The organism is Dietzia sp. E1, from assembly GCF_014145015.1.
Lineage (GTDB): Bacteria > Actinomycetota > Actinomycetes > Mycobacteriales > Mycobacteriaceae > Dietzia > Dietzia cinnamea_A.
In genome coordinates, this window is record NZ_JAALDU010000181.1 from 1 (window position 1) to 5,577 (window position 5,577).

At 72.1% G+C, this 5,577-nt stretch carries 6 protein-coding genes; 2 read left to right on the forward strand and 4 right to left on the reverse strand.

Annotation, left to right across the window (positions count from 1 at the left end; translation table 11 throughout):
• Window positions 1-200: helix-turn-helix domain-containing protein (locus G6030_RS07345; RefSeq protein WP_187701609.1), on the reverse strand; the 200-nt coding region annotated here is incomplete at its 3' end.
• A 117-nt stretch (window positions 201-317) separates the two neighbouring features.
• Here G6030_RS07345 and G6030_RS07350 point away from each other — a divergent pair.
• Window positions 318-1,217: a TauD/TfdA family dioxygenase gene (locus G6030_RS07350; protein WP_182642672.1), complete on the forward strand. Its 900-nt coding sequence runs from the start codon at window positions 318-320 to the stop codon at window positions 1,215-1,217.
• Window positions 1,214-3,577, forward strand: coding sequence for an arylsulfatase (locus G6030_RS07355; RefSeq protein ID WP_182642673.1), 2,364 nt, complete (start codon window positions 1,214-1,216; stop codon window positions 3,575-3,577). Before G6030_RS07350 ends, G6030_RS07355 begins: the two co-directional genes overlap by 4 nt.
• A gap of 11 nt (window positions 3,578-3,588) precedes the next feature.
• On the opposite strand, the gene G6030_RS07360 is transcribed toward G6030_RS07355, so the two are convergent.
• The 3 genes from G6030_RS07360 to G6030_RS07370 form a co-directional block, all read right to left on the reverse strand.
• Window positions 3,589-4,773: an FAD/NAD(P)-binding oxidoreductase gene (locus tag G6030_RS07360; protein ID WP_182642674.1), complete on the reverse strand. Its 1,185-nt coding sequence runs from the start codon at window positions 4,771-4,773 to the stop codon at window positions 3,589-3,591.
• Window positions 4,774-4,777: 4 nt separating this feature from the next.
• Window positions 4,778-5,044, reverse strand: a complete 267-nt coding sequence (locus G6030_RS07365) for a DUF6480 family protein (RefSeq protein WP_182642675.1) — start codon at window positions 5,042-5,044, stop codon at window positions 4,778-4,780.
• A 32-nt stretch (window positions 5,045-5,076) separates the two neighbouring features.
• The coding region (locus G6030_RS07370) for an aspartate dehydrogenase domain-containing protein (protein WP_182642676.1) at window positions 5,077-5,577 on the reverse strand (501 nt) is incomplete at its 5' end.

Here is a 5,577-nt window from a genome sequence, read left to right on the forward strand (position 1 = left end):
TCCTCGAGCACCGCTGCCAGCAGGTCGTCCTTGTTGCCGATGTGCCGGTGGATGAGACCGAGGTTGACCCCAGCCGCCTCGGCCACCAGGCGCAGTGGCGCACGTGGTCCGCGGGCGGCGAAGACCCGTCGGGCCGTGCCCAGGACGGCGCGGCGGACGGCGTCACGGCCGACGGGGCGATCTGGTGTGGGGCGTTCCATGGACACGACTGTAGACGAACGTCTACAGTCTCGATAGGCCCGGCTGTAGACAGATGTCTACGGTCGCTGCCGACTCCCGCCCATCGCCCGCGCTCCGCGGCCACGAGAGGAACCCCCATGCAGGTCACCATCGGCGATCACCAGATCGAATTCGGTCCCAAGCGTCTCCGGCTCCGTGCCGACGACGCGCCGCCCGCCACCTACGAGCACATCGGCGTGCGGCCCGTCACGCCGTTCATCGGCGCCGACATCGAGGGCGTGGACCTCGCCGCCCCGACGCCCGAGCAGATCGCCGAGCTCAAGACCGCGCTCCTCGAACGCAAGGTCCTCTTCTTCCGCGACCAGCAGCACCTCACCGCCCACCAGCACCGCGACTTCGCCGCCCACTGGGGCGAGCTGGAGGTCCACCCGATCCTCGACCAGGGCGAGATCCCCGAGGTCGTCCGGTTCGACCGCGGTCAGGACAACCCGGGCATGGAGAACATCTGGCACGTCGACGTGACCTGGAAGAACCGCCCGCCGATGGGCTCGGTGCTCCGGGCGATCGAGGTCCCCGACGCCGGTGGCGACACCCTCTGGTCGGACATGGGCAACGCCTACGACGCCCTGCCCGACGACATCAAGGAGCGGATCGACGGGCTCACCGCCACGCACGACTTCACCCCGTCGTTCGGCCTCGGGATGACGCCGGACAAGCTCGCGCAGATGCAGGCGCAGTACCCGCCGCAGCACCACCCCGTCGTCCGGACGCACCCGGAGACCGGCCGCAAACTGCTGTTCGTCAACAGCCTCTTCACCACCGAGATCGACGGCGTGGACCCCGTCGAGGGGCGGGAGCTGCTCCGGCGGCTACTGGACCAGGTGAAGATGCCCGACTTCCAGGTCCGCCTGCGTTGGGCGCCCGGCACGGTCGCGTTCTGGGACAACCGCGCCACGCAGCACTACGCGTGTAGCGACTACTTCCCGCACCGACGCGTGATGGAGCGCGTGGCGATCGTCGGGGACGTGCCGGCATGACCGCGTGCCCTGACGGGTCGACCCTCGACCGCCACGTTCTGCCGGTCCGCCGACTCGCGCCCCGCGTCGCGGCGGAGATGGACCGGCGCCACCAGCAGGATCCGTTCCCGGGGGCCGAGCAGGTCTGGCCGCCGGAGTCGGCGCCCAACATCCTGCTCGTCATGCTCGACGACGTGGGTTTCGGCACCTCGTCCGCCTTCGGCGGGCCGTGCCGCACGCCCACGATCGAGCGCCTGGCCCGCGACGGCGCCGGTTACACGCGCTTCCACACCACCGCGCTGTGCTCACCGACCCGCGCGGCCACCCTGACCGGACGCAATCACCACAGCGTCGGCATGGGCGTGATCTCCGAGATGGCCACCCGCGCGCCCGGCTACACCGGCGTCCGCCCCGACTCCGCCGCCACCGTCGCCCGCGTGCTGCGCGGCAACGGCTACGCCACCGGCGCGTTCGGCAAGATGCACCAGACCCCGCCGTGGGAGACCACCGCCGCCGGCCCGTTCGACCGCTGGCCCACCGAGGAGGGCTTCGACACCTTCTATGGATTCCTCGGCGCCGAGGCCGACCACTTCACCCCGGTCCTCTACGACGGCCGCCGGCAGGTGGACCCGCCGCGCACACCGGAGGAGGGGTACCACCTCACCGAGGACCTGGTGGACCGTGCCGTTCAGTGGATCGACGAGCTGGGCTCGGTCTCCCCGGGTCAGCCGTGGTTCTGCTACCTGCCATTCGGCGCCGTTCACGCGCCCCTGCACGTGCCGGAGGCCTACCGGGACCGGTACGTCGGCGAGTTCGACGACGGCTGGGACGCGCTGCGCGAACGGACGCTGGAGCGCCAGAAGGAGCTCGGGGTGGTGCCGCCCGACACCGAACTCGGCCCCTGGGCTCCCGGGCTGCCGCACTGGGAGGAGCTCGACGCCGACGAACGACGCGTCGCCGCCCGACTCATGGAGCTGTACGCCGGGTTCCTCGAGCACACCGACGACCAGGTGGGCCGCCTCATCGACCACCTCGCCTCCACCGGCGCGCTCGAGGACACCCTCGTGCTCTACATGGTCGGGGACAACGGCGCCTCCACCGAGGGCGGGCGACTGGGCGCGTTCAACTACCTGGCCGGCCTCAACGGGCTGCCCTCCACGACCGCGGAACTGCTGGACAACTGGGACGCCCTCGGCGGGCCGGACTCCTATCCGCACTTCCCGGCGTCCTGGGCGTTGGCGCTGGGCACCCCGTACCAATGGGCCAAGCAGGTCGCCTCCCACTACGGCGGCACCCGCAACGGGCTCGTCGCCCACTGGCCGGGTCGGATCGCCGAACCCGGGAAGCTGCGCCACCAGTGGCACCACTGCGTGGACATCACACCGACGATCCTCGAGGCCGCGGGCCTGCCGATGCCACACACCGTGGACGGGGTGGCGCAGAAGCCGCTCGAGGGGGTGGGCATGGCGTACACGTTCGCCGAGCCCGACGCCCCGGACCGACACACCACCCAGTACTTCGAGATCTTCGGCAACCGCGGGATCTACGACCACGGGTGGACGGCGGTGACCGCGCAGCGCGCACCCTGGCTGATGGCCACCCGGGTCGACCTCGCCGACCTTTCCGCCAGCAGGTGGGAGCTGTACGACACCCGCGTGGACTGGTCGCAGGCACGCGACCTGGCCGACGAGCACCCGGATGTCCTCGAACGGCTGAAGACCAAGTTCATCGCCGAGGCCGCCCGCTACGACGTCCTGCCGCTGGACGACAGCACCGTCGGCCGTCAGGCCGGGGACAACCGACCGCCCCACCCCATGGCCGGCCGGACGTCCATCACCCTCTACCCGCACATGGACGGGCTCAACGAGAAGGCCGCACCGCGCCTGTTCAACCGGGGATTCCTGCTCTCGGCGTCGCTCGACGTCCACGAGCCGGGGGCCTGCGAAGGCGTCCTGCTCAGCATCGGTGGGCGGTTCGGCGGTATGACGCTGTATCTCCTCCACGGCGTGCCCGTGTTCGAGTACAACTTCTTCGGCCGCCACCACGGCCGCGCCGCCGGCACCCGGCCGCTCGCGGCGGGCGCCCGCACGGTCGAGTTGGAGTTCGGCTACGACGGTGGGATCGCCGCCGGCGCCGACCTGGGGCTGTTCGTCGACGGCGAGCAGGTAGGGCACGGGCGCATCGCCGTGACGGCCCCCGCGATGTTCAGCATGAACGAGACGCTGGACATCGGCCGCAGTCGCGGCAGCGCGGTGAGCACCGCCTACGAGGGGTCGTTCCCGGTCCGGGGAGCGACCCTGCACCACGTGCGCGTGGACCTCCAGCGCGGCAGCGAACTGCCGCGGGCGCGGAGGGAGAGCATCGAGCTGGCGACGCACTGAGCAGCGCGGGCTCAGACGCGTCCGCGGAAGAGCTTGCGGAAGTACACGACGGGCTGGACGAACCGGTCGAACGCGTACGTGATGCGCCGTGGCACGGTGAGGTCGATCCCGCGCACCGAGGGGGCCGGCCGACCGTCCCGGTCGTGCTCGTCGAGCACCAGTCGGTTCCTGCTCACGGCGACGGGGATGACCGTGTAGCCGTCGTACTCCCGTAGCGCTCCACCGTCGCGGGCGGCGCGGAGGTTGTCGGCCACCACCCCGACCTGCGCGCGCAGCGCGCCACCCGACGGGCGGGTCCCGACCGTCGCGGCGTCCCCCAGGCCCCACACCGTGTCGACGCGCGTGTGCCGCAGGGTGCCCGGGTCGACGTCGACCAGGGCGGCGTCGTCGTCGGTGGCGAGCCCCGAGTCGGCGACGAACCGGGGCGCACGGGAGTGCGGTGTGACGTAGGCCAGGTGGACGTCCCCGATGGTCGCAGGCGCCGGGCCGTCGACCGACACCGTGCGGGCGTGGTGGTCCACGGCGTCGACGCGCGACTGCTCGTGAACGGTGATGCCGTACTGCTCGATGAACGGCCGCAGCCTCCGGTCCGCGTGCTCGAGCCCGAGGAGCCCACTGAACGGGGTCACCAGGTGGATGTCGATCCGGTCGAGCACGTCTTCGCGCCGCCAGTGGTCGCAGGCGAGGAACATCGCCTTGAGCACCGTCCCGCCGCAGGAGGCGGGCTCGGGCGGGACCGAGAACACCACCGTGCCCTCACGGGCGCGGACCAGGGCGGCGCACGCCCGGCCGGCGTACTCGGGCACGTGCGCGGACACCGCCCACCCGTCGACGTAGCCCTCCTGTAGTCCCGGGATCGCGTCCCAGTGCGGGGTCAGGCCGGGGCACAGCACGAGGTCGCGGTAGCCGACGGTGGCGCCCGTGTCGAGGGTGACCGTGCGTTCGGCCGGGTCGACGCGGGTCGCCGCATGGGGGAGGAGCTCCACGCCGTCGGGGACGACGGTCGCCATGACCCGTTCGTACCGGGACATGCGGGCCTGCCCGGCCGCCGCGTAGTTGAGCATCGGTCGGTACCGGTGCACGGGGCTGGGGTCGATGAGCGCGACGCTGCGCACGCCGTCGCGCCTGAGGCGGGCCGCCAGGGAGACCCCGGCGTTGCCCGCCCCGACGATCACGGTGTCGAACGCGGCGGGCATGGCGTCAGAACACTTCGAACGCGTAGCCGACGAGTCCGATGACGACGAGGAGGACGACGACGGCGATGACCGCGATCCACACGTAGGCACTCTTGTTGCCCGGCTGGGGTGTCGGGCTCTGCTGTTCCATCGGGCCCTGCTTGCTGGTGGCGCTGTCCGACTGCAACGAGGTGGAGTCGGAGTCCGGCGTGATGCCGGCCGGGGCCGCGCCGTGGCTGTCCACGTCGGGGCTCTCGCTCGGGTCGGGGTCTGACGGTCGGGCGTTGGTCATTTCGCACCTCTCGATCGAGTGGGACCCACACGTTAGGGGCTCGGCGTGTGGCCTTCCACCGGTCGGCGACCCGTGAGCACGACGACCCCCGGGCCGGCGCCGGCCGCGAGGGCACCCAGCACCTCGGCCACCGACCAGGCGGTGATCGCGGATGTGCGGCCGCCGGAGTCGGGGTCGACGGCGTTCTCGAACTGCAGCTCGTAGCGGCCCACCGGTGACTCCCACTCGACGACGTGGCGGGTGCGTCCGACGTCCGGGTCGGCGACCACGATCACCTCGGTCCGGTCCAGGCCGCGGGTGGCCAGCGCGAGGGCGACGGACGCGTTGGAGGTGCGAGGGAACTCGAGCGCCGCCTGGCGGGCCGAGCCGCGGAAGACCTCGCGGCGATCGGTGAGCTGCTCGTCGACGTCCAGGGCCGCGGGCCGCTTGATGGTGTAGTGGCGGACGCTGGCGTCGGCGGTCCCGGCGCGGGCGGCCGCCGAGAGGACGTCGAGTCCGCCGATGGCCCCGGCGGGCACGAGCACGCGGCCGGC